Below are 26,570 nucleotides of genomic sequence, written 5' to 3' on the forward strand. Positions count from 1 at the left end.
CGTACACCCAGTCTGTGCACCCTGGCACAAGATATGCCTTTTGCCAGTATCGTTCCGTAAACCTGTTACGGCCCGTCGATATCCGGAGAGAGCACCGTGGGCGGACGACACCGCACAGACGAACTCGATGGCGGCTTCGACCCCCGGTACGAGCCCCCGCCGCCACGGCGGCGCGCCGGGCGGGGGACGGTGTTCGTCCCGCTGGCCGGAGCGGTCGCCCTCGCCGTCCTCCTCGGCGTCGCCGCCTACGTGGTGGTGAACAAGAGCCCGGGCTGCGCCGGAGAGAAGGTCGAACTCTCGGTCGTCGCCGCGCCCGACATCGAGCCCGCCGTCCAGAAGATCGCCACGAAGTTCGGCAAGTCGGGCAGGACCGTCGACGGCAGGTGCGTCGCCGTCACGGTCAAGGCCGCCGACTCGTCCGACGTCGCCAACGCGATGGCGGGCACCGGTCCCACCAACGGCAAGATCGACCCCGACCTGTGGATCCCCGACTCCAGCCTGTGGCTGAGCGGCGTCAAGAACGCGCCCGAACCCGCCGGGTACGCCGCGAGCACCCCCGTCGTGCTGGCCGCGTCCAAGACCGGCGCGGACAAGCTCCAGTCGGCCTTCAGCCCGAGCTGGACCGGCCTGATGAGCGCGGCCAACGCCGCCAACCCCGACGGCCTGGCGCGGAAGGTGCGCGTGCTCGCGCTCGACCCCACGCAGAACGCCGCCGGTCTCGGCGCGCTGCTGGCCGGGGCCGCCGTGCTCAAGCAGGGAGGCGGCAGCGAGGAGACGCTCGTCGGCGTGCTGCGCCAGTTGTCGGAGTCCACCGTCTCGACCCCCGACAGCATGTTCGCCACGCTGACCAAGGCCGCGGCCCGCATCCCCGTCGGCGTGACGTCCGAGCAGGCCGTGTGGTCCTACAACACGACGACGACCCCATCGAACCCGGCGGTCGCGCTCTATCCGGCCGAGGGCACGATCAGCCTCGACTACCCGATCATCGTCACGACGAAGGACGCCGCGACGCGCAAGGCCGCGCAGGCCCTCGCGACCGAGGTGACCTCGCCCAGCGGCAGGAAGACCGTGCAGGACTTCGGCTTCCGTGCACCGGACGGCAAGGGCGGCAGCCTGCTGAAGCCCGACAACGGCGTCAGCGCGAAGAAGCCGGCCGCGATCCCGCTGCCCGACTCCGCGACCGTCACCCGCCTCGCGCAGGCGTGGCAGCAGATCAAGCTCGGCACCCGGCTGCTCGCCCTCATCGACATCTCCGGGACCATGGCGCTGCCCGCCGACAAGAGCGGCGTCAGCCGGATGCGCGCGATCACCGACCTCACCGTCGAGGGCCTGAAGCTGTTCCCCGACAAGGCCGAGATCGGCATCTGGGCCTTCTCCGACAACCTCCGCGGCCCGGGCGTCGACTGGAAGCCCGTCGTGCAGATCGGGCCGCTGGCCCAGCAGATCAACGGGGTGACCCGCCGCGACGTGATCATGAAGGCCCTGCGCCAGGCGAAGGCCATCCCCACGGGCAACACCGGCCTGAACGACACCCTGTGGGCCGCGTACCAGAAGATGACCAAGGAGTACGAGCCCGACAAGGTGAACACGATCCTGCTGTTCACCGACGGCGTCGGAAACGACGACCCGAACGGCGGCATCTCCAACACCGAGATCCTGCGCAAGCTGAAGGACGCCTACGACCCCAAGCGGCCGGTGAGCATCCTGATCATCTCGTTCAACACCCAGAAGGACGAGGACCGCACGCAGATGACCTCCATCGCCAAGGCGACCGGCGGCGCGGCCTACTTCCCGCAGACGATCCTGGAGATCCGGAACATCTTCCTCAAGGGGATCGCCCGCAGACTCCAGTAACAGCAGTCGCTGTTTTCGCAGGTCATACCCGTTGGGCATGGCCCCGCGACCCGTAAACGACGCCAGAGGGGACGGCGTCCCACTCGTGTGGGGACCGGCGAGACCAGGTTCCGTCACACGGGGAGGAATGTTCGTTGCCCGAATGGCCCGGCGTCGGGCGAGCCGACGACCACCGACTGCTGGAGGCGCTGCGCCGCGGGGGCGGCGCGGACGCCCAGGCCACGGCCGCGCTGTACGACGCCTACGCCGACCGGCTGAGCGACTACGCGTACGAGCTGGTGCGCGACCTCGACACGGCCGAGCGCGCGGTGCACGACGCGCTCGTGGCGGCGTCCTGCTGCGCCGGCCGGTTGAAGGAGCCGGCCCGGCTGCGGGCGTGGCTGTACGCGCTGACCCGGTTCCACAGCGCCACCCGTTCTACCCGGAAGGGCGCGGCGCAGGTCACCGGGCCCGTCATGGAGATGACGGAGTCCGCGGACCCGCCGCTCGCCGCGCTGGTGCGGGAGGCGCTCGGGGAGATCGCCGACCATGAGCGCGAGGTGCTCCAGCTCGCCGTACGGCACGGCCTGACGGCGGCCGAGGTCGGGTCGGTTCTCGGGCTCTCCTCCCGGCAGGTGTCGGCGCGGCTCACCCGGGCCCGCGACCACCTGGAGAACGCCGCCGCGGCCCTCGTGCTGGCCAGGGTCGGCCGGGCGCACTGCCCGGAGCTGTCGGCCCTGGTCGACCACGGCGTGGGCGCCGCCTGGCAGGACGGCCCTCTCGCCGCTCCGCTGCGCAAGCGGCTGAGCAAGCACATCGCGGGCTGTGAGATCTGCCGCGAGGGCCGGGGCAGGCACGTGTCGGCCGGGCGGCTGCTCGACATGATCCCCGTCGCCTTCCCGCCGCTGTCGCTGCGCCGCCGGGTGATCGAATCGGCGCTCCACGCCGACCGGCGTGACGACGTCGCCACCGCCGCGTTCGACCAGCGCGGTTTCCCCGCGACCACCGGCAGGCGGGCGGAACACCGGCGCACAGAACCCGCGCACACAGCACACTCCCGAACAGGGCACCCCCAAACAGAGCACCCCCAAACAGGGCACCCCCAAACAGGGCACCCCCAAACAGGGCACGCGCGAACAGAACCCGGGCGGAACGAGCGCAGACGGGTCCGCTCCCGCCCGCTGCGGACCGCCCCCGTCATGTTCGCCGCCGTCTGCGTGTTCGGCGCGGCCGGCGGGCTCGCGCTGGTCTCCGGTCAGGCCCCGGCCGAGCGGCTCGAAGCGATACGCGTCTCCCCGACGGCGGCCCCGCAGGACCCGGGACAGCCCGAGGAGCCCGAAGCGTCCGAAGAGCCCGTGCTGGGCCGGGAGGGGAACGGCCCGCCGGAGGCGACGCCCGCCGCCCCCGGAGACGAGACACCCCCACCGAACGACTCCCCCCAATCGGCCGCGACCGCCCCACCCCACACCGCACCCTCGGGGCGGTCGCGGCCGTCTTCCCCCTCCACGCGGCGTACGCCCGAGCCGGCACTGACGGCGCTGTGCCCCGGAGACCTGGGCACGGCCACGGGCGCGTCGATCACGCTGGCCGCCCGCAACGCCGTGATCGAGTGGACGGCCGTCGCCTCGGGCGGGATCACGGTCTCACCCCGGCACGGCAGGCTCCGCGCGGGCGCGAGCGGCCGGGTCACGCTCTCCGTCGTCGATCCGGGCGTCGCGGGCAAAGGGATCGTGACCTTCACGTCCTCGGCCGGCCGGCCCTCGTGCCGGATGACCTGGGACGGCCGGGAGGGGAACGGTGACACCGACCCGCTGCCCGACCGGAGCTCCGAGCCCACGACGGCCCCCACCCGCCCCACGCGTCCCCCCGGCGGCGGCTCCTCCTCCCAGCCACCGGATGAGCCGGGCGAGTCCGGCGGGTCCGGCGAGACGGGTGACGGCCCGTCCGCGGCCGGCGAGGCCGCCGCCACGCCCTCTACCTGACGCATCCGCCACACAATCACCATTTGTTACACCCTTGTTGGAACTTTGGCACTCGCCAGTAACAATCAGGATTCGCGAGGTGTCAGCGGAAGTTTGAAAGGGGAAAAACGACGCGACCGAGGATTTGAGGGGGCATTGTGGCCCAAGCATGGCTGCCCGGCGCAAGCCGACTTCCCTCCCCCGGGGACTCCGGATCAATGCTCGGAGGAGCCCCGAGGACCGTCTGGTTCATCTGGCCCGCCGACCCCCAAGGGGTCTCCGCCAGGTCCGTCGCCCAGCGGCTGGTCCAGCTCCACCGGCCCTCCCACCTGGTGTGGAATCCGGTGACCGGAGAGATCGTCCAGTTGCTCCCGCCCACCAGGGCGGGCGGCGGGCTCGCCGCGGACCGCGGCAGGAACGGACGGATCTGCGTGCAGATCCAAGTCATCGGCTCGGCGAGGGAACCGTTCACCGACACCAAACTCGACGGCCTGGACGACATCCTGGCCTGGCTCGACTCGTGGGAGGTGCCGCGCCGATGGCCGGCCGGCCCTCCACTGCCCTATCCGCACTCCCTGACCGCCGAACGCAGCAAACGGCTGTGGGCACGGGGCGGCCACTTCGGCCACTCCCAGGTGCCCGGCACAAGGGAAGGCGACCCGGGATCGATCGACATCGCCCGCATCATCGGCGAGGAGGCGCCCAACCTGGAGGTCCCCGTGCCCCGAAGCGAGCTCAGGCTTCTGCAGGAGGTATGAGCTCCCTGATCACCATGCACCCGCGCCGTACGTCGGCCCGGGACGCCGAGCCGTAGCCCAGCACGAGGCCGTGCACCCGAGGCGGCCCGATGTGGTGGGGTTCGGCCGTGTCCAGGAGCACGCCGCGTTCCCCGGCCCGCCGCACCAGGCCGGGGACCACTTCGGCGGGCAGGGGGACCATGACGTGGAGCCCGGCCGTGTCGCCTCGCACGTACGGCCCGAGCACCTCGACGATGGTCTCCCTCCTGCGGGCGTACTCCAGCCGCATCCTGCGCAGGTGCCGGTCGAGGTCACCGCGTTCCAGCAGGGTCGTCACGGCCCGCTGGACCGGCCCCGACGTGCGGTCGGCGAGCTGCGTCCTGCGCTCGGCCACGGCGTCGAGCAGGCCGGCGGGGGCGACCAGCCAGCCGAGCCCGACGTCGGGACCGAGCGACTTCGACAGCGTGCCGAGCAGCACCACCCGCCCGGGGTCGAGCCCGTAGAGCGCGGGCAGCGGCGCGACGTCGTAGCGGAACTCGGCGTCGTAGTCGTCCTCGACGACGATCGCGCCGGTCCTGCGCGCCCAGGCGAGCAGCTTCTCCCTGCGCGGGATCGGCAGCCTGCCGCCGAGTGGGAACTGGTGTGCGGGCGTCGTGTAGAGCACCCGCAGGTCGTCGGGGAGCGCCTCGACGATCACGCCCTGCTCGTCCACCGGGCAGGGCACGACCTCCGCGCCCCGGGAGGCGAAGATCCGCCGGGCGGCCCGCCAGCCGGGCTCCTCCACGCCCGCCCGGGTGCCCGGTCCGAGCAGCGTGGCCGCGATCAGGTCGAGCCCGTTGCCGGTGCCCCTGGTGACCATGACGTTGCCCGCGCCCACCGGCACGGCCCTGGCCCTGCGCAGGTGGTCGGCCAGCAGCTCGCGCAGCTCCGGGTGGCCGTAGGGGTCGGGGAACGCGTTCAGCGCGAGCTCGCCGGCCGAACGCCAGGCCCGCCGCCAGGCCGCAGTGTCATAACCGAACACCCACGGCCGTCCCGCCCGCAGGTCCACCACCCCCGGGGGCGGCGGCTCGCGACGCTCGGCCCGGCGGGCCTCGGCCGGCTTCTCGGCGGACCTCTCGGCCGGCTTCTCGGCGGCCGGTTTCTCGGCAGGCTTCTCGTACGGCAGCGCCTCGTCGGCCACGTAGGTGCCCGAGCCGTGCCGCCCGTCCAGCCACCCCTCGGCGTACAACTGCTGGTAGGCGTCGGTCGCGACGGTCCTGCTGACCCGGAGCAGGGCGGCGAGGGCCCGCGTGGACGGCAGCCGCTCCCCCGCCCTGAGCCGGCCGGTGCGCATGGCCTCGCGTAACTGATCGGCCACCTGGACGGCGAGCGGCACCGGGCACTCGCGGTCCACGGCCAGCGGCAGGTCTATGGTCACGCGCAAAGTGGTCTCCCCATATGGCCCGCAAGTGGACGTCCTCCACCGGTCCACTTCGGCCTAACTTAACGGACATGCTCTCCCCAACCTCCCGCACCACCCTTCGACGGGCGAAAGACCGCGCCCGCACCGACCGCGCCGACCTCTACGCGATCCTCGACGCCGGGCTCATCTGTCATCTCGGCGTGGTGGCCGACGGGTCGCCCATGGTGATCCCCACCGGATATGGACGGATCGGCGACACCCTCTATCTGCACGGCTCCACCGGCGCGACCTCGCTGCGCGCCGCGCTCGGCGGCCCGGTCTGCGTCACCGTGACCCACCTCGACGGGATCGTGCTGGCGCGCTCCGCCTTCCACCACTCCGTGAACTACCGGTCCGCCATGGTCTATGGCCTCGCCCGGGTGGTGGACGACCCCGAGGAACAGCTCACCGGTCTGCGGGCCATCACCGAGCAGCTCGCCCCCGGGCAGTGGGACGTCGTACGTCCGCCGGGCCGCAAGGAGACGGCCGCCACGGCCGTGGTCGCCCTGTCCTTGGAGGAGGCGTCGGTGAAGGTCCGGCAGGGACCGCCGAAAGACGACGAGGAGGACTACGACCTGCCCGTCTGGGCGGGTGTGCTGCCCCTCACCGTGGCGTGGGGCGCACCCGAGCCCGACCCGCGCCTCACACCCGGCATCCCGGTTCCCCCGCACATCGGGAACCGGCAGCCGCGGCTGTAAGCGGTTTGCAAGCGGTTTCGCCGAAACTGCGACCGACCTTTCATCGACCAGGGAGGCCGCATGAGTTCCGCCGAGCACTGGAATGTGCCCGGTTACACGGTCACGCGTGAACTGGGCGCCGGAGGCGGGGGCCGCGTCGTCCTCGCCGTCCACGAGCGCTCCGGCGCTCCGGTCGCGATCAAGTATCTGTCGGAGGACCTGCGCCGGGACGAGGCGTTCGTCGCCCGTTTCCGGGAGGAGGCCCGCCTGCTCGTCGAGCTGAGCGACCCCCACGTGGTGCGGCTCTACGAATACCTGGAGACCGAGCAGGGCGCCGCGATCGTCATGGAACTGGTCGACGGCCCCACCCTGCGGGCGCTGCTGCGCAGGCAGGGCCCGACGGGCGCCGAGGCCGCGCTCGCCGTCCTCAAGGGCTCGCTGCTCGGCCTGGCCGCGGCGCACGCGACCGGCGTCGTCCACCGTGACTACAAGCCCGAGAACGTGCTGGTCACCACCGACGGGGCGAGCAAGCTCGCCGACTTCGGCATCGCCGTACGGGCCGGAGGAGCCCCCGGTTCCCCGGCCGGCACCCCGCCGTACATGGCCCCCGAGCAGTGGACGGGCGCGGCCGCCTCGCCGGCGTCCGACGTGTACGCCGCGACCGCGGTCTTCTTCGAGTGCCTGACCGGGCGCCGGCCGTACCGGGCGACCGAGCACTCCGTCCTCCGGCACATGCACCAGACGGCGCCCGTGCCGGTCGAGGAGGTCCCCGAGCCGCTGCGGCCCCTGGTCGCGCGCGGCATGGCGAAGGATCCCGCGCTGCGGCCGGCGAGCGCCGCCGCGTTCGTCTACGAGCTGGAGCGGACCGCCGTGGCGGCGTACGGGCAGGACTGGGAGGAGCGGGGCCGTCGCAGGCTGGCCGCGCTCGCCGCCGCCCTCGCCGCGACGTTCCCGCTGAACCCGACGCGCCCCTCCGAGACCGGCTCCTCGCTGTTCACCACGACGCTGCGGTCACTGCGGGCGCTGCGGAGCAAGGGCGTCCTGCTCACCGCCGGGGCCGCGCTGGTGGTGGTCGCGGGCGGCGGCATCGGGGCGTACGCCCTCGGCTCGGCCGGGACGCGCACCGCCGCGACGTCGCCGGCCACCCGGATCACAGACCCGGGGAGCACGGACGCGGGGAACACGGTGCCCGTCACGGCGTCCGCGTCGCCGGTCGTCCCCGAGGAGACCTCAAGCGCGACCCCGAGCCCGACCCCGAGCCCGACACCGAGCCCGACACCGAGCGAGACACCTGACGAGACGCCCACGGGGACGCCGGACGAGACGCCCGAGGCGACATCGGAGGCGACGCCCGAAGCGACGCCGTCGGAGACACCCGTGGTGACCTATCCGGAATCTCCCATGCCGTCCCCCATGCCGTCTCCCGTGTCTTCCCCCAAGCCGTCGCCCTCGGTGAAGCCATCGCCCTCGGCGTCCCCCACGCCCTCGCCCTCGCCATCCCCCTCGCCCTCGCCCTCGCCATCCCCCTCGCCCTCGGCCTCCCCCTCGCCCTCGCCCTCGCCCTCGCCCTCGCCCTCGCCCTCGCCCTCGCCCTCGCTCACGACGGTCGCCGAGCTGGACGTCGGCGGGCTGTCGTACCGGACAGGAAGGGGTGCGCACGGCGCGACCGGCACCGGCACCGGCACCGGCACGGTCACCGTCAGGACGAGCGGGCCGGGCAAGGTGACCCTGACCGTGCGCTTCACCGCGAACGGCACGGTGACCGCCACCCGCACGCTCACCCTCAGCGGCGCGACGACCTACACGCGCACCGTCTCCGGCGGTCTCGGCCGCGTCTGCTCGGGCACCTGGGGCATGAGCGTGACCACCAGCCCCGCCTGGCCCGGCGGCACCCGGACCGCCATGGCCAAGGTGCCGGCGTGCCCGACCTCCGTCACCTCGGTGAAGGTCGGCGCACCGGTCGTGTCCTCTGCCGCGTCCTTTGCCCGGGCTGCGGGGGCCGCGACGGCGACCGTGACGGCCACCGTCACGGTGACCACCGACGGCACCGGCCCGGTCGACCTCACCGGGCGGTTCTCCGCGCCCTCCGCGGGCGGCGGCACGAAGACGGTCCGCCTGTCCGGAGCGACGACCTACACGCGGACGCTGTCGCACACCTTCTCCCGCCGCCCCTGCGGCGAGAAGGTCACGTTCGAGGCATCGACCGACCCCGCGGCCCCGGGCGGCACGGCGACGAGTGCGGCCACGGTGACCTGCCCCGCCTCCGTCGGCCAGGTGCGTGTGCAGAGCCTGACCATCAGCGGGACGACGGCCACGGCCACCATCGCCGTCACCGCGGGAAACACCTCCGCGGTGCGGCTGAACCTCGCCTGGGCGTCCGGCGGCTCCACGGTGTCCACCCGGACCCTCAGCCTGTCGGGAAAGACCGCCTACACCGTCACGGCCACGTACACCTACTCCACCTGGCCCTGCGGCTCCTACGGCGTGACCGCGTCCACCTCGCCGGCCGCGGCGGGCGGCGCCTCCACGGTCACCCGGCAAACGGATTCGTGCATCAAATAGCACCGGACGCGACCAGACGATTACTGACAACCCGGTCTGACTAAATCGTGACTTCTCGGCGCATCACCCGGCGTGTCACTAAGCTACGGTCTCGTCATTCGGCGGGGGCCCCAGGCGATGAGGAGACAGACCGTTATGCACGGCCAGACGGGCGCCTGGCGCGTCCCCGGCTATACGGAGATTCGTGAACTCGGGACCGGGGGCGCCGGGCGAGTGGTGCTCGCACGGCACGACGGCGACGACACCCCGGTGGCGATCAAGTACCTGTCCGACGAGATGATGGCGGACCTCCACTTCGTCGCCCGGTTCCGGCACGAGGCCCGCCTGCTCGCCTCCATGGACCCGAGCCCCCACGCGGCGCGCTTCTACGAGTACCTCGAGACCGCGCGCGGCGCCGCCATCGTCATGGAGCTGATCGACGGCGTCTCGCTGCGCGCGATGCTCCGCTCGGAGGGCCCGACCGGTCCCGAGGCCGCGCTCACCGTGCTCAAGGGCTCGCTGCTCGGCCTGGCCGCGGCGCACTCCATCGGCGTGGTCCACCGCGACTACAAGCCCGAGAACGTCATGATCGAGGCCGACGGCACGAGCAAGCTCGTCGACTTCGGCATCGCGGCGCAGGCCGGCGAGGGGGTCAGGGCGGCCGGGACGCCGCCGTACATGGCACCGGAGCAGTGGCAGGGCGGCAAGGCCGGGCCGGCGAGCGACGTCTACGCCGCCACGGTCGTGTTCTTCGAGTGCCTCACCGGCGGACGGCCGTTCCGGGCGCAGAACATGGCCGCGCTGGCCCGCCAGCACCAGGCGACCCCTCCTCCGGTCGACGAGGTGCCGCCCCCGCTGCGCGACCTCGTGCAGCGCGGCATGGCCAAGCGGCCCGAGGACCGGTTCGCGTCGGCCGAGGAGTTCCTGCAGGCGCTCGAAACGGTCGCCTCCGACGTGTACGGCCCGGCCTGGGAGGACCGCGGACGGCGCCGCCTCGCGGCGCTCGCCGGGCTGCTCGTGCCGTTCTTCCCGCTGAAGGAGAACGCCCCCGAGGCCGGCACCGCGCTGGCCGAGACGAGCCTCGGCGGGCTGCTGAGCCGGACCCGCATGAAGATCGGCCTGACCCTGGCAGGCATGGTCGTGATCGCGGCCGGCACGGTGGCGCTGGTGCAGACCATGAACGGCGACGCCACCCTGCAGGCCGGGTCGTCGATCGAGACGTCGAGCACGCCCGCGATCGATCCCTCGTCCATCGAGGTGGAGGACGAGTCCAGCGTCGGCTCCGGTGACGACTCGGGCGACGAGTCCGGCGGCGAGCCGACCCAGGATCCCGAGGACGCCACCCCCACACCCGCGATCACCAGCCCCGAGCCGAACACCCTGCCGACGGCGCCGACCACGCGGCCCAGCACGACCACCCGGCCGACCCCCAGGCCCAGCCTCTCGAAGACCGCGAGGCCGAGGCCCACGCCGACGCTCAGGCGCACGCCGAAGCCGAGGCCGTCGCCCGCGCCCGTGCCCTCGGACGGCTCGGTCACGGTGGACCCGGGCGGCAACACGCCGGCGAACCCGCGGCCCAGCACCACCACCCGGCCGCCCACGACACGGCCCACCCAGCCCTCGACCCAGCCCACCCGGCCGACGACCCAGCCCACTCAGCCCTCGACCCAGCCGACGACGCCCGGCACCCCCAGCGATCCGCCGCCCGTGCTGACGTTCTCGCCCACTCCATCTTCGGAGACTCCGGCGGTCGGACTTGCCGCCGCCCTGGTGACGACCGGCCTCGTTCCCGCCACACTGGCCATGGGGCGCATGCGCGGACGGCACCGAAGGCGGCGGTAGATGCGAGAAGGCGCGACGGTCGCGGGGCACCGGCTCACCGGCCGGACCCGGCGCAGCGAGGTCGGCACCTGGGCGGACGCGGTGTCCCCCGACGGACGGCCGTCCGGCGCGCTGCTATTCGATCCACCGGCCGTCGCCACGGCCGGGGCACGCGAACGACTCGTCGCGACGGTCGGCGCCGACCTGCGTCTCCAGTCGGGCGGGCCGATCGGGCTGCTGCCCGTGATCGACCTGGTGGCCGCGCGTGACGAGGTCTGGCTGATCACCACACGGGCCACGCCGTCCGTCGCCGGCCTGATGGCCGCCGGCCGCCTCGACCCGGGCGGCGCGGCGACCGTGCTCCTGGAGACCGCGCAGGCGCTGCTCGCCGTACACGCCGCCGGGGCGGCCCACGGCGCGTTGCACGCCGGGACCGTCGTCATCGGGGAGGACGGCTCGGCGCTGCTGGCCGAGCGCGGCCTGCTCCGGGCGCTGCGGGGCGAATACGCGTCCGCGGAACAGGACGTGGCGGCCTGGGCCGCGCTCGCCGGTGCCCTGGCGGCGGACTGCCGTGACGGACACGCCGCGACGGCACTGCGGCGCGCGTCCGCCGCCGCGGCCCACGGGCTGGCCGCCGCACGAGACACCCTGCTCGCCGAGCGCGGCGCGTTCCCCGGCATGGGAAGGGAAGGGCTCGCTCACGCGGCTCAGGGCCTGTCCGCGCCCGCGTTCTCCGCGTCCCCGGCGTTCCCCGAACCTTCCACCGTCGCGGCGGCCGGTTCTTCCGGCGGGGAGGCGGTGACCCTGCTCGACCTGCCGGACGCCACCGAGGGCTCCGGCAACGTGATGATGCGGTTCGGGCCCGGGGTTCCGACCGAGACCACGGCCGCGCAGATCTGGCGGGCCGGGCAGACCTCCGCCGCCGTCACGGCCACCCACACCGGCCGTCCGGCGCCCCGGCGGCGCCGGAGGCGCTCGACGGCGTGGGCGGGGACGCTGCTGCTGGCGATCCTGATCGCGGCGGCGATCCTCTGGCTGCGCCAGACACCCGCCGCGCCGCTCGCGGTGACCGACGTCGATGTCAAGGCGCCCTCGAAGACGGTGCGCTGCGACGGCACCGCCGACTTCGTGGGCATCGTCACGACCAACGGCGAGGCGGGGACCATCCGCTATCGCTGGCTGCGCAGTGACGGCCGCAAGCCGGTGGAAGGGGAGCAGCAGGTCTCCTCGGGGAACACGTCGGTGGATCTCCCCCTGCACTGGAACGTGACCGGATCGGGAACGTTCAAGGGCACGGCCACGCTCCGCATCCTGTCCCCCACGACGTCCGGAAAGCCGATCCAGGACAAAGCAAGTTTCGCCTACAAATGCTGATTTCATTAGTCTGGCGCGCATGACGACGACCCCCGCCGGCTGGTACCCGGACCCGTACGGCTCCTCTCTCCTGCGTTGGTGGGACGGCACTCAGTGGACCGACGCCACCCACGCTCCCGGACAGGAGGCCGGAGCCCCGCAAGCGCCGCAACAGGCGCCACAGCAGGCCCCTCAGCAGGCCCCTCAGCAGGCCCCTCAGCAGGCTCCGCAGTGGGGGCCCATGAACCAGACGGCGCAGTGGGGGCCGATCAACCAGACGGCGCAGCTTCCGGTGCCCGAGTTCGGCACGCCGCGGCGTACAGCGCCGGTCTGGCCGTGGGTCGTGGGCGGCATCGCGGCCGTCGTGGTGCTCGCGCTGGTCATCGGTGGCGCGGTCATCGTGCTGCGCGATCGCGCCTACACGGCGAGCGCACGGCCGGACGTCAACACGACAGCCCCGCAGCTCGACCAGACCGTGCCGCCCGAGCAGGAGCCGCAGCAGTCCGTCCCGCCGGTGCCGCAGCTCCCCCAGCCGTCCGGCGGCCGCATCTCCGACCCCGTGACCGGCCTGTCGTACGCGTACCCGGGCGACAAGTGTCAGGTGCCGGAGTCGAAGAACATCAACAACCCGGCCGACCAGCAGCGGCCGCTGTGGACGAGCGGCTGCACGGAGACGTCCCAGGCGAACTACGACGGCAGGGGCAACGACTGGGTCGCCAGCGTCTACACCGCCGAGGTGCCCCAGATCTTCCCCTACAGCGGCCCGCAGAGTCTGGGGCAGCTGTCCCAGGCGGTGCTGCTCACCTACGAGAACGACTTCTACGGCATCCCACACGAGCGCAAGGTCCTGCGCAACGAGGCGCTGACCGTGAGCGGCAAGCAGGGCTGGATCTTCGAGTTCGAGATGGACTTCACCAAGGTCTCCGAGGCCAACGGCCTGAAGTGGAAGAAGGAGAAGGGCGCGATCGTCCTGGTGGACCGTGGTCTGAACGCCCGTCCCGCGATGCTGTACGTCTCGGTGCCGGACAACCTGGACCAGTCGATCCTCAAGCGCGTGGAGGACTCGCTTCAGTCTCAGTGACGTCCCCATTTACCCTTCAGCATTACTCTTGAGCCATGACTGACCCGCTGGTCTGGATCGACTGTGAGATGACCGGGCTCGACCTCGGCCGTGACGCGCTGATCGAGGTGGCCTGTGTCGTCACCGACAGCGAGCTGAACCAGTTGGATGAGGGCGTGGACGTCGTCATCAAGCCCCCCGCCGAGACGCTGGAGCAGATGTCCGATGTCGTGCGCGAGATGCACACGGCCTCGGGGCTGCTCCAGGCGCTCTCGACGGGGGTGACCCTGGCGGAGGCCGAGGCCGTCGTGCTCGACTACATCCGCTCCCACGTGCCCGAGCCCAAGAAGGCGCCGCTGTGCGGCAACTCCATCGCGACCGACCGCGCCTTCATCGCCCGGGACATGCCGCAGGTGGACACGTTCCTGCACTACCGGATGGTCGACGTCTCGTCGATCAAGGAGCTGGCCCGCCGCTGGTATCCCCGGGTCTACTTCGCCTCCCCGGAGAAGCAGGGCGGGCACCGCGCGCTGGCCGACATCACCGAGAGCATCCGCGAGCTGCGTTACTACCGCGCCGCGGTCTTCGTGCCCCAGCCCGGCCCCGACTCCGCCACCGCCCGCGAGGTCGCGGAGGCCGTCTCCGGTCCCTGACCTCCGCAGGCGGCGGTATTGGGGCGCGAACAACTCCCAAATGCCGCTACACTTTCTTCGTACGCCTCGAACGGCGGACATGGTGGGTGTAGCTCAGCTGGCAGAGCGCCAGGTTGTGGTCCTGGATGTCGTGGGTTCAAGTCCCATCACTCACCCCAACGGCGAACGGCCGGTCCTCACGGACCGGCCGTTCGCTTTTTCATCGGCCTTTTTTCATGAGTGACTATGCGCCGCGTGTATACACTCGGGATATAGTCTGCGGGCATGACCGTACCCCTCGCGTTGCTCGGCCTGCTGGAGCGGGAGCCGAGCCACGGATACGACCTGAAACGCGACTACGACACCTTCTTCGGCCGGGGCAAGCCGCTGCCCTTCGGGCAGGTGTACTCCACGCTCGGCCGCCTCGCCAGGGACGGCAAGGTCACCGGGCAGAGCGAGCCGGGCGACGGGCCGGACCGCAAGCGCTACGCGATCACCCCCCTGGGCAGGCAGGAGGTCGCCACATGGCTGGCCGAGCCGGTCGCGGCCGAGCCCTACCTGCAGACGGTGCTGTTCACCAAGGTCGTGCTGGCGCTGATGCTGGGCCGTGACGCGGCGGGCTATCTGGACGCGCAGCGGGCCACGCACATGCGGCGCATGCGGGAGCTCACCGAGGTCAAGCGCAGCGGCCCCCTGACCGACGCCCTGCTGGCCGACCACGCCATGTTCCACCTGGAGGCGGACCTGCGGTGGATCGACGTCACCCAGGCCCGGCTGGGGGCGCTGGCCGAGATGGTGCGTACGTCATGATCATCGAGGCGCGGGAGGTCAGCCGCTCCTACGGCAGCACGGTCGCGCTGCGCGAGGCGAACCTGTCGGTGGCCGCCGGCGAGGTCGTGGCGATCATGGGGCCCAGCGGGTCGGGCAAGTCGACGCTGCTGCACTGCCTGGCCGGCATCTTCACGCCCGACAGCGGCGAGGTGTGGTTCGACGGGCGCCGCCTCGACACCCTCGACGACGGCCGCCGCAGCGAGCTGCGGCGCACCGCCTTCGGCTTCGTCTTCCAGTTCGGCCAGCTCGTGCCGGAGCTGACCGCGGCCGACAACGTGATGCTGCCGCTGCTGCTGGGCCGTACGCGGAGGAAGGACGCCGAGCGGCGCGCCGCCGAATGGCTGGAACGGCTGGAGCTGGCCGACCTGGGCGGCCGGCGCACCGGGGAGCTGTCCGGCGGGCAGGCGCAGCGCGTGGCGATCGCCAGGGCGCTGGTCACACGGCCGCGGATCGTGTTCGCCGACGAGCCGACCGGCGCGCTCGACACGCTCACCGGTGAGCACGTGATGGACCTGCTGGTGGGCCTGGCCCGCGAGAAGGGCGCCACCGTAATCCTGGTGACCCACGACGCCCGGGTGGCCGCCTGCGCCGACCGGGAGGTCGTGGTGCGCGACGGCCGGGTCAGCGACCCGTACGCGACCGGGGCGGTCCGATGATCCGGCTGGGCCTGCGGCTGTCGCTGAGCAGCGGCAGGGAGGCGGTGGCGCGGCTGGCGCTGGTCGTCGTCGGGGTGGCGGCCGGCGTCGCGGTGCTGCTGTCCACGCTGTCGCTGTTCAACGCGTTCCAGGCCACCAACGGCCGTCCCTGCTGGGAGTGCACGACCGGCTCGGCGCCCAGCGGCTGGGCCCTCGACGCGACGGCCGACGGCGCGCTGTGGAGCTACCGCGAGGACTTCTACGCGGGCCGGACGATCAAGCGGCTCGACGCCGCCGCGCTCGGCACGCGGGCGCCGGTCATCCCCGGCCTGTCCCGCATGCCCGGCCCCGGGCGGTATTACGCCTCGCCCGCGCTGGCCGGGCTGCTGGACTCCGCGCCGCGCGAGGAGCTCGCCGCCCGCTTCCCCGGCACGCGCGCCGGGCTGATCGGCGACGCGGCGCTGTCCGGGCCCGACGAGCTGGTCGTCGTGGTGGGACGGACGCCGGACGAGGTCGCCGCCCTGCCCGGCGCGCGGCAGGTCGACGCGGTATCCACGGTACCTACGGCGTCCACCGGGCCCGCGGCCGGCGCCGACGCGGACGTCTACCGCTTCGCCTTCGGCGTCGCCGCCGTCGGGCTGATCGTCCCGCTGCTGGTGCTCGTCGGCACCGCCACCCGGCTGGCCGCGGCCCGCCGCGAGAGCCGCTTCGCCGCGATCCGGCTGGTCGGCGCCACCACGCGGCAGATCAACGTGCTCGCCACGGTGGACGCGGCACTGGGCGCGCTCGCCGGCGCGCTGACGGGCCTCGCGATCTTCCAGCTCGTACGGCCGGCCGTGGCCGGGGTGCGGGTCACCGGCGCGCGGTTCTTCCCCGGCCTGGTCGCCCCGCACGCCTGGCAGTACGCGGCCGTGCTGGCCGGAGTGCCGGTGGTGGCGGCCGGCGCCGCCCTGTGGTCGCTGCGCCGGGTGCGGATCTCACCGCTCGGCGTCGCCCGGAAGACCACCGCCTCCCCGCCCCGGGCGTGGCGGGTGATCCCGCTGCTGGCGGGGCTGGGGATGTTCGCGGGCCCGGTGTATCGCAACGGCAAGCCCGACGAGCTGCTCGCCGTCGTCGCACTCGCACTGATCATGGTCGGGCTGATGCTGGCCGGGCCCTGGCTGACCATGGTCGCCGCGCGCCTGGCCGCCCGCCTGACCCGGGGCGGGGCGACGCTGCTGGCCACGCGGCGCCTGGCCGCCGATCCGAAGACCGCCTTCAGGTCGGTGAGCGGGCTGGTGCTGGCGGTGTTCATCGGGACGACGATCGCGGCCCTCGTGCCGGCGGTGGTCGCCGGGCAGCAGAAGGTGGCCGGGGGCACCCTCAACGACGTCCTGGGCGCCAGGTTCGAGCGGCCGGGCGTCTCCGGCCTGTCACAGCGGGCGGGGACGGAGCTGCTCGCCCGGCTGCGCGCCCACCCGGGCGTGGAGGTGCTGCCGATCTACGGCAGGGTGGACGCGGAGAAGGCGCCTCCGCGGCCCGACGGCCCGCCGCCCAGGCCGTACGTCGTGGAGTGCGCGGGCCTGGCCCTCTTCCCCGTGCTGGGCCGCTGCCCCGAAGGTACGCGCGCCGTGGCGGGCAACTTCGCCCGCATCATCGGCGCCGACAACCCCCTCACCGTCGACAGGCTCCTTCCGCTGGCGGGCCCCGACAGCCCGGCCGCCTCCACCGACGGGCTCGACCTGGCGGCCGTCATGATCACCACGTCCGACACGGGGACGCTGGAGCGGCTGCGCACCCTGCTGGCCGGTTACACCGTCGAAGCGCCGATGACCTTCGCCGAGGTCGCCGAGGTCAGGGCCGACCTGTACACCCGGGCGGAGAACATCGCGCTGGCCATGGTCGGGCTCACCCTGGTCGCCGGCGCCTGCGGCCTCGTGGTCGCGGCAGGCGGCGGGCTGGTGGAGCGCAGGCAGCCCTTCACCCTGCTGCGGCTGGCGGGCACGCCCACGCGCACCCTGGCCGCGGTGGTGCTGCTGGAGTCGGCGCTGCCGCTCGTGCTGGCCGCCGTGCTCGCCGCGGCCGCCGGTTTCGGCGTGGCCGAGCCGCTCATCGACGCTCTCCGGATGAAGGGCACGTCGCTCGCGATGCCGGGGCCCGTCTACTTCGCCTCGCTCGGCGGCGGCCTGGCCGCGTCCCTGCTGGTGATCCTCACCACGCTGCCGCTGCTGCGGCGCATGACCACGCCCGACAACGCGCGTTTCGAATAGGAGACCGATGAAGCTCCGACCCCTCGTGGTCGCGCTGGCCCTGCTCGCCCCCGCCGTCCCGGCAGCGCCCGCGACGGCGGCGGCCGGCGGGGGTTACTCGGCCACGATCCGGCGCACCGAATACGGCATCCCGCACATCACCGCCAAGGACTACGGCGGCCTCGGGTTCGGGTACGGCTACGCCTTCGCCCAGGACAACCTGTGCACGCTGGCCTCCTGGGTGGTGACGCTGCGCGGCGAACGCTCGCGTTATTTCGGCCCGGAGGCCGAGTCCGACGACCCCGCCAAGCCGGTCGCCGACCTCGCCAGCGACGTCTACTACAAGAGCATCGCCGGCTCCGGCGTCGTACCGCGGCTGCTTGCCCGGCCCGCGCCGGTCGGCCCGAGCGCCGAGCTGCGCCGCCTGGTGGACGGCTACGTCGCCGGATACAACCGCTACCTGGAGGACACCGGGGTGGCGAACCTGCCCGATCCCCGGTGCCGGGGCAAGGCGTGGGTCGGCCCGATCAGCGCCACCGACATGTGGACCAACCTGCTCGACCTCAGCCGGATGGCCTCCGGCTCCAGCCTGAAGGAGGCCATCACCGGCATGGCCGGACCCGGGAAACCACGGCCCATGCCCGCGGCGGGCAGCAACGCCTGGGCGCTCGGCCGTACGGCCACCCGGGACGGCGGCGGCATGGTGCTGGCCGACCCGCACTTCCCCTGGCAGGGAATCCGCCGCTTCTACCAGGTCCAGCTCACGATCCCCGGCGTGCTCGACGTCTCGGGCGGCAGCCTGTACGGCACCCCGGTCGTCCAGATCGGCCACAACGCCAAGGTCGCCTGGACCCACACAGTCACCCACGCGCAGCACTTCACCGTCTATCGGCTGGCGCTCGCGGGCGGCCACAGCTACACGGTCGACGGCCGGGTGGAGCCGATGGGCGAGCAGGAGGTGGAGGTCACGCTGCCGGACGGCACCGTCTCCCAGCACACCCTCCTCACCTCCCGTTATGGCCCGGTGCTCGCCGTCGGGCAGAGCGACGAGGCCGCGTACGCGCTGGCCGACGCGAACGCCGCCAACCTGCGGGCGGCCGACGAATGGCTGGCGATGGCCAGGGCGGGCAGCCTCGACGAGCTGCGCGCGGCCCAGCGGACCTACCAGGGGATGCCGTTCGTCCACACCCTCGCCACCGACGTGAGCGGCACCGCCTATTTCGCCGACACCTCGGTCGTCCCCCACGTCACCGACGCCGAGGCCGAGCGCTGCGCCAAGCCCTCGCCCGTTCCCGGCCTCGACGCGTACGTCCTGGACGGCTCGACCTCGGCGTGCCTGTGGGGCAGGGACGGCGACGCCGTCGTGCCGGGCATCTTCGGGCCCGCCAAGCAGCCGGCGCTGATCCGCGCCGACTACGTCGCCAACTCCAACAACACCTACTGGATGACCAACCCGGCGAAGCCGCTCACCGGCTATCCCACGGCGTACGGCAAGACGGGCACCGACCTGCAGCCGCGCCCCCGGGTCAGCCTCGACATGATCGCCCAGCGGCTGTCCGGGGCCGACGGGCTCGGCGCGCCCGGCTTCACGCTGGACACCTTGCAGGCGACGGTGCGCGGCAAGCGCGACCTCACCTTCGAGCTGATGCGCGACGACCTGCTCAAGATGTGCGACACCGACTCCCGGAACGACGTACGCGAGGGCTGCCGGACGCTGGAGAAGTGGGACGGGCGGGCCACCCTGGACGGCGCGGGCGCGATCCTCTGGCGCGAGTTCTTCACGCGGCTCGGCCGTCCCGTCAAGGCCGGAGATCCCCCCTACAGCCCGTGGCGGGTGCCGTTCGACCCCGCGCACCCGCTGACCACCCCGCGCGGTCTCAAGGACGTCCCGGCCGTACGGCAGGCCCTCGCCGACGCCGTGGGGTTCTTCCGCTCGAACGGGATCCCGCTGACGCTCACTCCCGGGCAGGCGCAGAGCTACGCCTCGATCCCGATTCCCGGCTGCACCGAAGGGGAGGGCTGCTTCGACCGGGTGCGCACGGGCGGGCCGCTGGGCACCGACGGGCGCTACCCGGAGGTGGACACCGGATCGAGCTTCATGATGGCCGTCGAGCTCACCCCCGCCGGCCCGCGCACGCGTACCGTCCTCACCTACTCGCTGTCCGCCAACCCCGCGTCGCCCCACCACGCCGACCAGACCGCCCTGTTCTCGCGGGGCGGGTGGGTGACCGAGCGCTTCACCGCGGCCGAGATCGCCGCCGATCCGCATCTCGAAACCGTCACGGTCCACGAGAGGCGTTGACCCGGGCAAGTCAGTGCACTTTTCCCCAAAGGTGGACGATGCGGGTTATGCTGCCTCACAACCGCCGTGCGGGGGCCTCGGCGATCTCTGATCGTCTTCTACGGAGGCCGGATGAGAATCGACGGGCTGAGCAAGCGAGAAGCCGAGGTCATGGAGCTGATCGCGACCGGTCACTCCAACGGTGAGATAGCGCGGCTGCTGTTCCTGAGCGAGAAGACCGTGAAAAACCACGTCAACCGCATCTACGCGAAGCTGGGCGTGGATTCACGCATGACGGCCATTTGCCGGTGGCGTGCCGAGACCACGCCACCGGCGCCGTCAACCCCTGTGTCGTCAGCGCCCGGCCAGGTCCCCGGTGAGGACGGCGCGCAGCCCGGCCAGGCCGTACTCAAGCTCGTCCGGCTGGACGGACAGGGCCGGGCGTAGCCGTACGGACCACTCGCCGCAGCGCAGGACCAGGATCGCGCGCTCCTCCCGGAGCCGGGTGACCAGGCCGGCGGGGTCGGGAACGTCGAAGGCGCACATCAGCCCGCGTCCGCGCGCGTTGGCGACCATGCCCTCGGCCTCCAGGCTCTGGAGCGCGCCCAGCAGCTTCTCACCCAGGATGGCCGCCCTCGGGATGAGACCGTCCCGCTCGATGATCTCCAGCATCCGGCGGGAGCGCACCATGTCGACCAGGCCGCCGCCCCAGGTGGAGTTGATCCTGCCGCTGACGTTGAACACGTTGTCGGGCACGAGATCCACCCTGCGGCCCGCCATGATGCCGCCGACCTGCACCTTCTTCGCGAAGGCCACGATGTCGGGGGCCAGGCCGAGCTGCTGGTACGCCCAGGGGGTGCCGGTCAGGCCGACGCCGGTCTGCACCTCGTCCACGACGAACAGTGCCTCGTACTCGTGGCAGAGCGCCTGCATCGCCTGGAGGAACTCGGGACGCATGTGGTTGTCGCCGCCCTCGCCCTGGATCGGCTCGGCGATGAAGCAGGCGATGTCGTGGCGGAACCGCTCGAACGCCTCCCTGGCCTGCGCGAGCGCCCGTTCCTCCGCCTGCTCGACGTCCCCGAAGTGGATGGCGGGGACGTCGATGCGCGGCCAGCAGAACCGCGGGAACCTGTCGGTCTTGACCGGGTCGGTGTTGGTGAGCGAGAGCGTGTAGCCGCCGCGGCCGTGGAACGCCCGGGTGAGGTGGAGGACGCGCGTGCCGAGCCCGGGGTGGCGGCCGTGGGCCTCATTCCAGCGGCTCTTCCAGTCGAAGGCGCACTTGAGCGCGTTCTCCACCGCCGCCGACCCGCCCTCGACGAAGAACAGGTGCGGCAGCTCGGGGTCGCCCAGCACCCGCCGGAACGTCTCCACGAACTCGGCGAGGTGGACGGTGTACATGTCGGAGTTGGCCGGCTTGTTGGCGGCCACCCTGCCGAGCAGCGCCACGAACTCCGGGTCGTCGGCGAACGGGTTCATCCCGAGCGGCGACGACGCGAAGAACGTGTAGAAGTCGAGGTATCTCCGGCCGTCCCGGGCGTCGACCAGCCAGGAGCCGGCGCTCCTGTCCAGGTCGAGCACGAGGCGGTAACCGTCCACGAGCAGGTGCCGTGCGAGGGCGTCGTGCACAGTGGTGGGGTCCATTTCGCCTCCGCGTCACGCTGGGATACGAGATGATTCCCTCATATCTGGCCTTCTATGTGAAGGGTTTCCGCTTAGATAGCACCTTAAGAGGACATTTTTCAGGCCGTGAGGGTAGATCCGCGCCCGATACCCCACCACGGGCCGCATGCTGACGATTCGAACGCGATTGTGTACCTTTACTTCAGATTCCGTGGCTTAAACCGGATGTCGCGATCTTTTCTGAGGCAGGGATGATGATCGACCGCACTCGCCTGGCCCGGCTGCTCGACCGCGAACGCGACGCGTTCCGGGAGCGCAACCCACGCTCGGCCGCCGCGTACGAGCAGGCGAGAGGCCACCTCTTCGGCGGCGTGCCGATGACGTGGATGAACAAGACGGCCGCCGGCTTCCCGCTCTACCTGGCCGAGGCCCGCGGTGCCCGCGTCACCGACCTGGACGGCCACGAGTACGTCGATTTCTGCCTCGGCGACACCGGCGCGATGGCCGGGCACTCCCCTCAGGCGACCGTGGAGGCCGTCGCCGACCGGTTCGGCCGCCGGGGCGGCGCGACCGTGATGATGCCGACCGAGGACGCCGCCTGGGTCGGCGCCGAGCTGGGCCGCCGGTTCGGGGTGCCCTACTGGAGCTTCTCGCTCACGGCCACGGACGCCAACCGATGGGCGATCCGGCTGGCCAGGGCGGTCACCGGCAGGCCCAAGATCCTCGTGAACAGCTACTGCTACCACGGCAGCGTCGACGAGGTGCTGCTCGTGGTCGGCCCGGACGGCCGGCAGGTGTCCCGCGAGGGCAACGTCGGCGCTCCGGTCGATCCCACCGTCACCTCGCGCGTCGTCGAGTTCAACGACCTGCCCGCGCTGGAACGCGAGCTCGCGTACGGCGACGTCGCGGCGGTCCTCATGGAGCCCGCTCTCACCAACATCGGCATCGTGCTGCCCGAGCCGGGCTACCTGGAGGGCGTGCGCGAGCTGACCCGGCGGTACGGCAGCCTGCTGATCAACGACGAGACGCACACCTTCTCGGTGGGCCCGGGCGGCTGCACGAAGGCGTGGGGCCTGCGCCCCGACATCGTCACGATCGGCAAGGCTATCGGCGGCGGCATCCCCAGCGGCGGCTACGGCCTGTCCGCCGACGTCGCCGCGCGCGTCGAGGCGATGGACGGGCTCGACCTGGTCGACATGGGCGGCGTCGGCGGCACACTGGCCGGCAACGCCCTGTCGGTCGCGGCGATGCGCGCCACGCTGGAGCACGTGCTCACCGACGACGCGTTCGCCGCCATGACCGAGCTGGCGACCCGTTTCACCAAGGGCGTCCAGGAAGTGATCGACGCGCACGGCCTGCCGTGGTCGGTCACCCAGCTCGGGGCGCGCGCCGAGTATCGCTTCACCCGCCCCGCCCCGCGCAACGGCGGCGAGTCGAACGCGGCCGGCGACCCCGGCCTGGACGACTACCTGCACGTCTATCTGGCCAACCGGGGCGTGCTGCTCACGCCGTTCCACAACATGGCGCTGATGTCCCCCGCCACCACCGAGGCCGACGTACACCTGCACCACGAGGTGTTCGCCGCGGCCGTCGCGGAGCTGGTCGCATGACGCTCGACGACACCGACCGGATCCTGCTGCGCGAGCTGCAGCGGGACGGCCGGGCCTCCTACACCGCGCTCGCCGAGGCCACCGGCCTGTCGGCGCCCGCCGTACGGCAACGGGTGCAGCGGCTCCGCGACGAGGGAGTCGTGCAGATCGTCGGCGTCACCGACCCGATGGCGCTGGGCCTGCCGGTCATGGCGCTGATCGGCGTCCGCGTCGACAGCGACGTGCACGAGGTCGCCGACCGGATCAGCGAGCTGTCCGGCGTGATCTACGTGGTGCTCACGGCGGGCTCGTTCGACCTGTTCGCCGAGGTGGTGTGCCGGGAGCCGGCCGAGCTGCTCACCGTGCTCAACGACCACATCAAGCGGGTGCCGGGCGTCACCAGGGCCGAGGCGTTCACCTACTTCGGCATCCACACCCACCGGTTCGCCTGGCCCGGCGTGTGAAGCTGGGGTTCAGAGGGCCTTCAGGAAGCGGGCCGCGATCGGGACGGCGGCGCCACGTCCGGTGCCGCCGTGCTCGACGAACACGGCGAAGGCGAGGTCGCCCCGATAGCCGATGAACCAGGCGTGGTCCTGCCCGCCGTGCCAGTCCTCGGCGGTGCCGGTCTTACCCGCCGTCCCCTGCGGCAGCCCCGAACCGGCCGCGGTCCCGTCGGCCGTGACCGCGCTCATCATCGAACGCAGCCCCTCCGCCACGTTGGACGGCAGCGGCACGCTCTGCGGCAGCTCCCCCTGCGGCGCCTCGTCCGCCAGCGGGCGGGCCGGCCGCCACTCGCCGCTCTCCACCGCGGCGGCGACCAGCGCCATGCACAGCGGGGTCGCCTCCACCGTGCCCTGCCCGAAGGAGTCCTCGGCGAGCGCGTCCGGGTTCTCCGGCCGCCGCAGGCTGCCGCACGTGCCCGCGCCGCCGCCCTCCCCCTCGCCGAAGCCGAACGCCCTGGCCTGGTCGACCAGCGTGTCGGCGTTCAGCCGCTCGATCGTCAGCCGGGCGAACGTGGTGTTGCACGACAGCGCGAACGCCTGGCGCAGCGTGATCGTCCCGTGGTCCTCGTTCTGGTAGTTCGGGATCGACCGATTGAAGGGGATCTGGTAGGACGCCGGGCACTCCACCGAACTGTCCGGGGACAGCCCGTTCGCGAGCAGCGCGGCCGCCGTGATCGTCTTGAACGTCGAGCCGGGGGCGTACTTCCGCTCGAACGCCCCCCGGCCGCCCAGCCGGTCGGCCACCGCGAGGATCTCCCCCGTGGACGGCCGTACGGCCACGAGGGCGCCCCGCTGCACGCCGTCCAGCGCCCGTGCCGCCGCGACCTGCGTCGCATAGTCGATGGTGGTGCGTACGCCGACGGGCCGCTTTTCCGGCTTGTACGACAGAATGGTCTTCGCCGGCATGCCCGGGTTCTCGACCTCAAGCGCCCATCCCACGGCCACCCCCGTCGTGGGCGCCACCCCCTGGTTCATCAGGTTGTCGATGTACGCCTCGGCGCCCGAGTTCTGCGGGAACTCCCGCCCTCCCCTCGTCACCGGCCGCAGCGGCCCCGCCTCGGGCTCGGTCCTGACGAGGCTGCCGCCGGGCTGGATGTCCGGATGCAGGACGGCCGGCGTCCAGACGACCTTCCAGGTGAGATCGCGTACGGCCAGATGGAGACTGGAGTCGAAGCGCCAGGTGCCGGCGTCCTGCTCGTCCCGCTCCTGGGTGAAGGGGATCTCCGCCGTGTCGTTCCCGGTGCGTACGAGATTGCCCACCGTGATCCGCAGCGACTTGGAGAGGGCGGCGTCCTCGAACTCGCGGTGCTGGTCCGCGAAATCGTCCGGGGGCTCGTCGACCAGCTCGCGCATGGCGTCGTAGTCGCTCTTGACCCAGGCCTGGAAGTAGGCGGCGGCCGTCTGGTCCGGGGAGCCCTCCGGCGAGCTCTCGGGAGACGGCTCTGGAGACGGCTCGGGGGACGAGTCGGGGCGGAGCTGGAGCGTCTGCGGGCCCCCTCCCGCGGGCGTCCCCCGCGGCGCGGCGACGAAGTCCGAACTCGCTTCCTGCCTGCCGGACACAATGAGTCCGGCAACGCCGAAGACGAAGATGCCCGCGGCGACCACGACGAGGGCGAGCAGGGCCCTGTTCCGCATACGGTTCTCATATCACGCGAAAGGAGTCATAGGTGGCGAGGAGCAAAGAACCGTTGCCAGGCCGCTATCCGGTGTCCTTCGGCGAGGTGGAGCTCCTGCGCGACCTCGACCGGCCCGACGGGTGGATGCTGATCAGGGACGGCGTGCCTCAGTCGTACGTCGATCTGACCGATCCCACCTACCTGGACTTCTCGTACACGCAGCTCATGGCCAGCGTGATCGACTGCCTGCCCGAAGGCCCGCTCGACGCCGTCCACATCGGCGGCGGGGCATGCACGATCCCGCGCTACATCTCCGCGCGGCGGCCCGGCTCCCGGCACATCGTCGTGGAACCCGACGCCGCACTCGTCCAGCTCGTACGCGACCAGCTCAACCTCAAGTCGGTGCCGCGGTTGAAGGTCCGGGTGACGGACGGCCGCGCGGCCACGACGGCCCTCGGCGACGACTCGGCCGACCTGTTCGTGCTCGACGCGTTCTCGGGCGCGACGATGCCGGTCGAGCTGGCGACCGTCCAATACATGGCGGAGATCGCCCGCGTGCTGCGCCCCTCCGGCATGGCACTGATCAACGTCGCGGACGGCAAGGGCCTGCCGTTCGTCAAGCGGGTCGCCTCCTCGGTGAGCCGGGTCTTCCCGCATGCCGCGCTGCTGGCCGAGCCCGGCATCCTGCGCGGGCGCAGGTTCGGCAACGTCATCCTGGCCGCCTCGTCCGGCGACCTGCCGATCGAGGCGCTCACCAGGAAGGCCGCGGGCGGCCTCACCCAGGCGCGATGCGTGGCCGACGACGACCTGACCCGCCTGGTCGCAGGTGCCGCCCCCATTTCCGACGGCGACGCCGTCCTCGCCCCCGTTCCCCCGCCCGGCCTGTTCGACTAGCAGGGCTTCTACTGGCTAGGGGGTTGTCCACGGCCCCATAGCCGGGTCGGTCGGGTCGGCACGGTCCTCGCGAAGCCCGCTCCGCTGGGCCTTCGCTGCGGTCCTCGCTCCCTTCCGCTCCGCTCCCTCGATCCCACCGGGGTAATCCCGACGAAGCACTGTGAAGCCCCACGCAGCACTACGACGCAGATCAAGCCCCAGGGAGCATGTTGGCCCTAGGGAACAGCGTGAAGCCCCGACGGGCACCGTGAGGCCTCATGTGCGGAGCACTATGACGCCCAACGGACAGCGCACCGGCGATCCTCGCCTCGTGCCTC

General features: G+C 72.3%; 20 protein-coding genes and 1 tRNA gene. 18 read left to right on the forward strand and 3 right to left on the reverse strand.

The window, feature by feature from the left end:
• Positions 1-96: 96 nt before the first annotated feature.
• From OHB01_RS01535 to OHB01_RS01545, 3 genes are all read left to right on the forward strand, one after another.
• Positions 97-1,854, forward strand: coding sequence for a substrate-binding and VWA domain-containing protein (locus tag OHB01_RS01535; RefSeq protein ID WP_142651069.1), 1,758 nt, complete (start codon positions 97-99; stop codon positions 1,852-1,854).
• Positions 1,855-1,988: 134 nt separating this feature from the next.
• Complete coding sequence (locus OHB01_RS01540) at positions 1,989-3,815, forward strand: sigma-70 family RNA polymerase sigma factor (protein WP_328854835.1); 1,827 nt, start codon at positions 1,989-1,991, stop codon at positions 3,813-3,815.
• 197 nt (positions 3,816-4,012) lie between these two features.
• Entirely contained in the window at positions 4,013-4,552 is a 540-nt protein-coding gene (locus OHB01_RS01545; RefSeq protein ID WP_185949075.1) for a hypothetical protein, read from the forward strand.
• Here OHB01_RS01545 and OHB01_RS01550 read toward each other — a convergent pair.
• Positions 4,530-5,954, reverse strand: coding sequence for a PLP-dependent aminotransferase family protein (locus tag OHB01_RS01550; RefSeq protein ID WP_328854836.1), 1,425 nt, complete (start codon positions 5,952-5,954; stop codon positions 4,530-4,532). The two genes, OHB01_RS01545 and OHB01_RS01550, sit on opposite strands and share 23 nt — an antisense overlap.
• A gap of 68 nt (positions 5,955-6,022) precedes the next feature.
• Between OHB01_RS01550 and OHB01_RS01555 the strand changes: the two genes are divergently transcribed.
• The 12 genes from OHB01_RS01555 to OHB01_RS39805 all read left to right on the forward strand — a co-directional run bounded on the left by OHB01_RS01555 (position 6,023) and on the right by OHB01_RS39805 (position 20,478).
• Positions 6,023-6,670, forward strand: a complete 648-nt coding sequence (locus OHB01_RS01555) for a pyridoxamine 5'-phosphate oxidase family protein (protein WP_142651073.1) — start codon at positions 6,023-6,025, stop codon at positions 6,668-6,670.
• Positions 6,671-6,730: 60 nt separating this feature from the next.
• Positions 6,731-9,211 (forward strand): serine/threonine-protein kinase, encoded by a 2,481-nt coding sequence (locus tag OHB01_RS01560; RefSeq protein WP_328854837.1) that lies wholly within the window; start codon positions 6,731-6,733, stop codon positions 9,209-9,211.
• A gap of 135 nt (positions 9,212-9,346) precedes the next feature.
• The gene (locus tag OHB01_RS01565) at positions 9,347-11,032 is read left to right on the forward strand and encodes a serine/threonine-protein kinase (RefSeq protein ID WP_328709368.1); all 1,686 of its coding nucleotides are present in this window, start codon (positions 9,347-9,349) and stop codon (positions 11,030-11,032) included.
• On the forward strand, positions 11,033-12,385 hold the full coding sequence (locus OHB01_RS01570) for a hypothetical protein (RefSeq protein WP_328709367.1): 1,353 nt from the start codon (positions 11,033-11,035) through the stop codon (positions 12,383-12,385).
• A 19-nt stretch (positions 12,386-12,404) separates the two neighbouring features.
• Positions 12,405-13,445, forward strand: coding sequence for a DUF2510 domain-containing protein (locus OHB01_RS01575; protein ID WP_328854838.1), 1,041 nt, complete (start codon positions 12,405-12,407; stop codon positions 13,443-13,445).
• Positions 13,446-13,480: 35 nt separating this feature from the next.
• Entirely contained in the window at positions 13,481-14,077 is a 597-nt protein-coding gene (orn, locus tag OHB01_RS01580) for an oligoribonuclease (RefSeq protein ID WP_142651076.1), read from the forward strand.
• An 82-nt stretch (positions 14,078-14,159) separates the two neighbouring features.
• Positions 14,160-14,235: transfer RNA gene (locus OHB01_RS01585), tRNA-His, on the forward strand.
• Positions 14,236-14,341: 106 nt separating this feature from the next.
• Complete coding sequence (locus OHB01_RS01590) at positions 14,342-14,866, forward strand: PadR family transcriptional regulator (RefSeq protein ID WP_142651077.1); 525 nt, start codon at positions 14,342-14,344, stop codon at positions 14,864-14,866.
• Positions 14,863-15,543 carry an ABC transporter ATP-binding protein gene (locus OHB01_RS01595; RefSeq protein WP_328709365.1) on the forward strand — a complete coding sequence of 227 codons (681 nt, stop codon included), beginning with the start codon at positions 14,863-14,865 and terminating at the stop codon, positions 15,541-15,543. The genes OHB01_RS01590 and OHB01_RS01595 overlap by 4 nt, the downstream gene beginning before the upstream one ends.
• The gene (locus tag OHB01_RS01600) at positions 15,540-17,771 is read left to right on the forward strand and encodes an FtsX-like permease family protein (protein ID WP_147943596.1); all 2,232 of its coding nucleotides are present in this window, start codon (positions 15,540-15,542) and stop codon (positions 17,769-17,771) included. Before OHB01_RS01595 ends, OHB01_RS01600 begins: the two co-directional genes overlap by 4 nt.
• Positions 17,772-17,778: 7 nt before the next feature.
• Positions 17,779-20,052, forward strand: a complete 2,274-nt coding sequence (locus OHB01_RS01605; RefSeq protein WP_142651080.1) for a penicillin acylase family protein — start codon at positions 17,779-17,781, stop codon at positions 20,050-20,052.
• Between the two features lie 111 nt (positions 20,053-20,163).
• Complete coding sequence (locus OHB01_RS39805; RefSeq protein WP_142651081.1) at positions 20,164-20,478, forward strand: helix-turn-helix domain-containing protein; 315 nt, start codon at positions 20,164-20,166, stop codon at positions 20,476-20,478.
• Here the strand turns inward: OHB01_RS39805 and lat are convergent.
• Positions 20,386-21,672, reverse strand: coding sequence for an L-lysine 6-transaminase (gene lat / locus OHB01_RS01615; RefSeq protein ID WP_328854839.1), 1,287 nt, complete (start codon positions 21,670-21,672; stop codon positions 20,386-20,388). The genes OHB01_RS39805 and lat overlap by 93 nt on opposite strands.
• A gap of 230 nt (positions 21,673-21,902) precedes the next feature.
• Between lat and OHB01_RS01620 the strand changes: the two genes are divergently transcribed.
• Both OHB01_RS01620 and OHB01_RS01625 read left to right on the forward strand, forming a co-directional pair.
• On the forward strand, positions 21,903-23,261 hold the full coding sequence (locus OHB01_RS01620) for a transaminase (protein WP_328854840.1): 1,359 nt from the start codon (positions 21,903-21,905) through the stop codon (positions 23,259-23,261).
• Positions 23,258-23,704 (forward strand): Lrp/AsnC family transcriptional regulator, encoded by a 447-nt coding sequence (locus tag OHB01_RS01625; RefSeq protein ID WP_142651084.1) that lies wholly within the window; start codon positions 23,258-23,260, stop codon positions 23,702-23,704. The genes OHB01_RS01620 and OHB01_RS01625 overlap by 4 nt, the downstream gene beginning before the upstream one ends.
• Positions 23,705-23,713: 9 nt before the next feature.
• Here the strand turns inward: OHB01_RS01625 and OHB01_RS01630 are convergent, their stop codons facing one another.
• A complete protein-coding gene (locus OHB01_RS01630; protein ID WP_328854841.1) occupies positions 23,714-25,378 on the reverse strand; it encodes a penicillin-binding transpeptidase domain-containing protein in 1,665 nt (554 codons plus the stop codon).
• Positions 25,379-25,410: 32 nt separating this feature from the next.
• On the opposite strand from OHB01_RS01630, the gene OHB01_RS01635 reads away from it, so the two are divergent.
• Positions 25,411-26,253, forward strand: coding sequence for a spermidine synthase (locus tag OHB01_RS01635; protein WP_260617486.1), 843 nt, complete (start codon positions 25,411-25,413; stop codon positions 26,251-26,253).
• Positions 26,254-26,570: the final 317 nt, after the last annotated feature.

The organism is Microbispora hainanensis, assembly GCF_036186745.1.
Classification (GTDB): domain Bacteria; phylum Actinomycetota; class Actinomycetes; order Streptosporangiales; family Streptosporangiaceae; genus Microbispora.

Excerpts from the sequence above, each read along its gene's own strand:
- OHB01_RS01605 (WP_142651080.1), top strand. The coding sequence starts at position 17,779 with ATGAAGCTCCGACCCCTCGTGGTCGCGCTGGCCCTGCTCGCCCCCGCC.
- OHB01_RS01620 (WP_328854840.1), top strand. The coding sequence starts at position 21,903 with ATGATGATCGACCGCACTCGCCTGGCCCGGCTGCTCGACCGCGAACGC.
- OHB01_RS01600 (WP_147943596.1), top strand. The coding sequence starts at position 15,540 with ATGATCCGGCTGGGCCTGCGGCTGTCGCTGAGCAGCGGCAGGGAGGCG.
- OHB01_RS01570 (WP_328709367.1), top strand. The coding sequence starts at position 11,033 with ATGCGAGAAGGCGCGACGGTCGCGGGGCACCGGCTCACCGGCCGGACC.
- OHB01_RS01565 (WP_328709368.1), top strand. The coding sequence starts at position 9,347 with ATGCACGGCCAGACGGGCGCCTGGCGCGTCCCCGGCTATACGGAGATT.
- OHB01_RS01545 (WP_185949075.1), top strand. The coding sequence starts at position 4,013 with ATGCTCGGAGGAGCCCCGAGGACCGTCTGGTTCATCTGGCCCGCCGAC.
- OHB01_RS01560 (WP_328854837.1), top strand. The coding sequence starts at position 6,731 with ATGAGTTCCGCCGAGCACTGGAATGTGCCCGGTTACACGGTCACGCGT.
- orn (WP_142651076.1), top strand. The coding sequence starts at position 13,481 with ATGACTGACCCGCTGGTCTGGATCGACTGTGAGATGACCGGGCTCGAC.
- lat (WP_328854839.1), bottom strand. The coding sequence starts at position 21,672 with ATGGACCCCACCACTGTGCACGACGCCCTCGCACGGCACCTGCTCGTG.
- OHB01_RS01625 (WP_142651084.1), top strand. The coding sequence starts at position 23,258 with ATGACGCTCGACGACACCGACCGGATCCTGCTGCGCGAGCTGCAGCGG.
- OHB01_RS01630 (WP_328854841.1), bottom strand. The coding sequence starts at position 25,378 with ATGCGGAACAGGGCCCTGCTCGCCCTCGTCGTGGTCGCCGCGGGCATC.
- OHB01_RS01575 (WP_328854838.1), top strand. The coding sequence starts at position 12,405 with ATGACGACGACCCCCGCCGGCTGGTACCCGGACCCGTACGGCTCCTCT.
- OHB01_RS01595 (WP_328709365.1), top strand. The coding sequence starts at position 14,863 with ATGATCATCGAGGCGCGGGAGGTCAGCCGCTCCTACGGCAGCACGGTC.
- OHB01_RS39805 (WP_142651081.1), top strand. The coding sequence starts at position 20,164 with ATGAGAATCGACGGGCTGAGCAAGCGAGAAGCCGAGGTCATGGAGCTG.
- OHB01_RS01590 (WP_142651077.1), top strand. The coding sequence starts at position 14,342 with ATGACCGTACCCCTCGCGTTGCTCGGCCTGCTGGAGCGGGAGCCGAGC.
- OHB01_RS01555 (WP_142651073.1), top strand. The coding sequence starts at position 6,023 with ATGCTCTCCCCAACCTCCCGCACCACCCTTCGACGGGCGAAAGACCGC.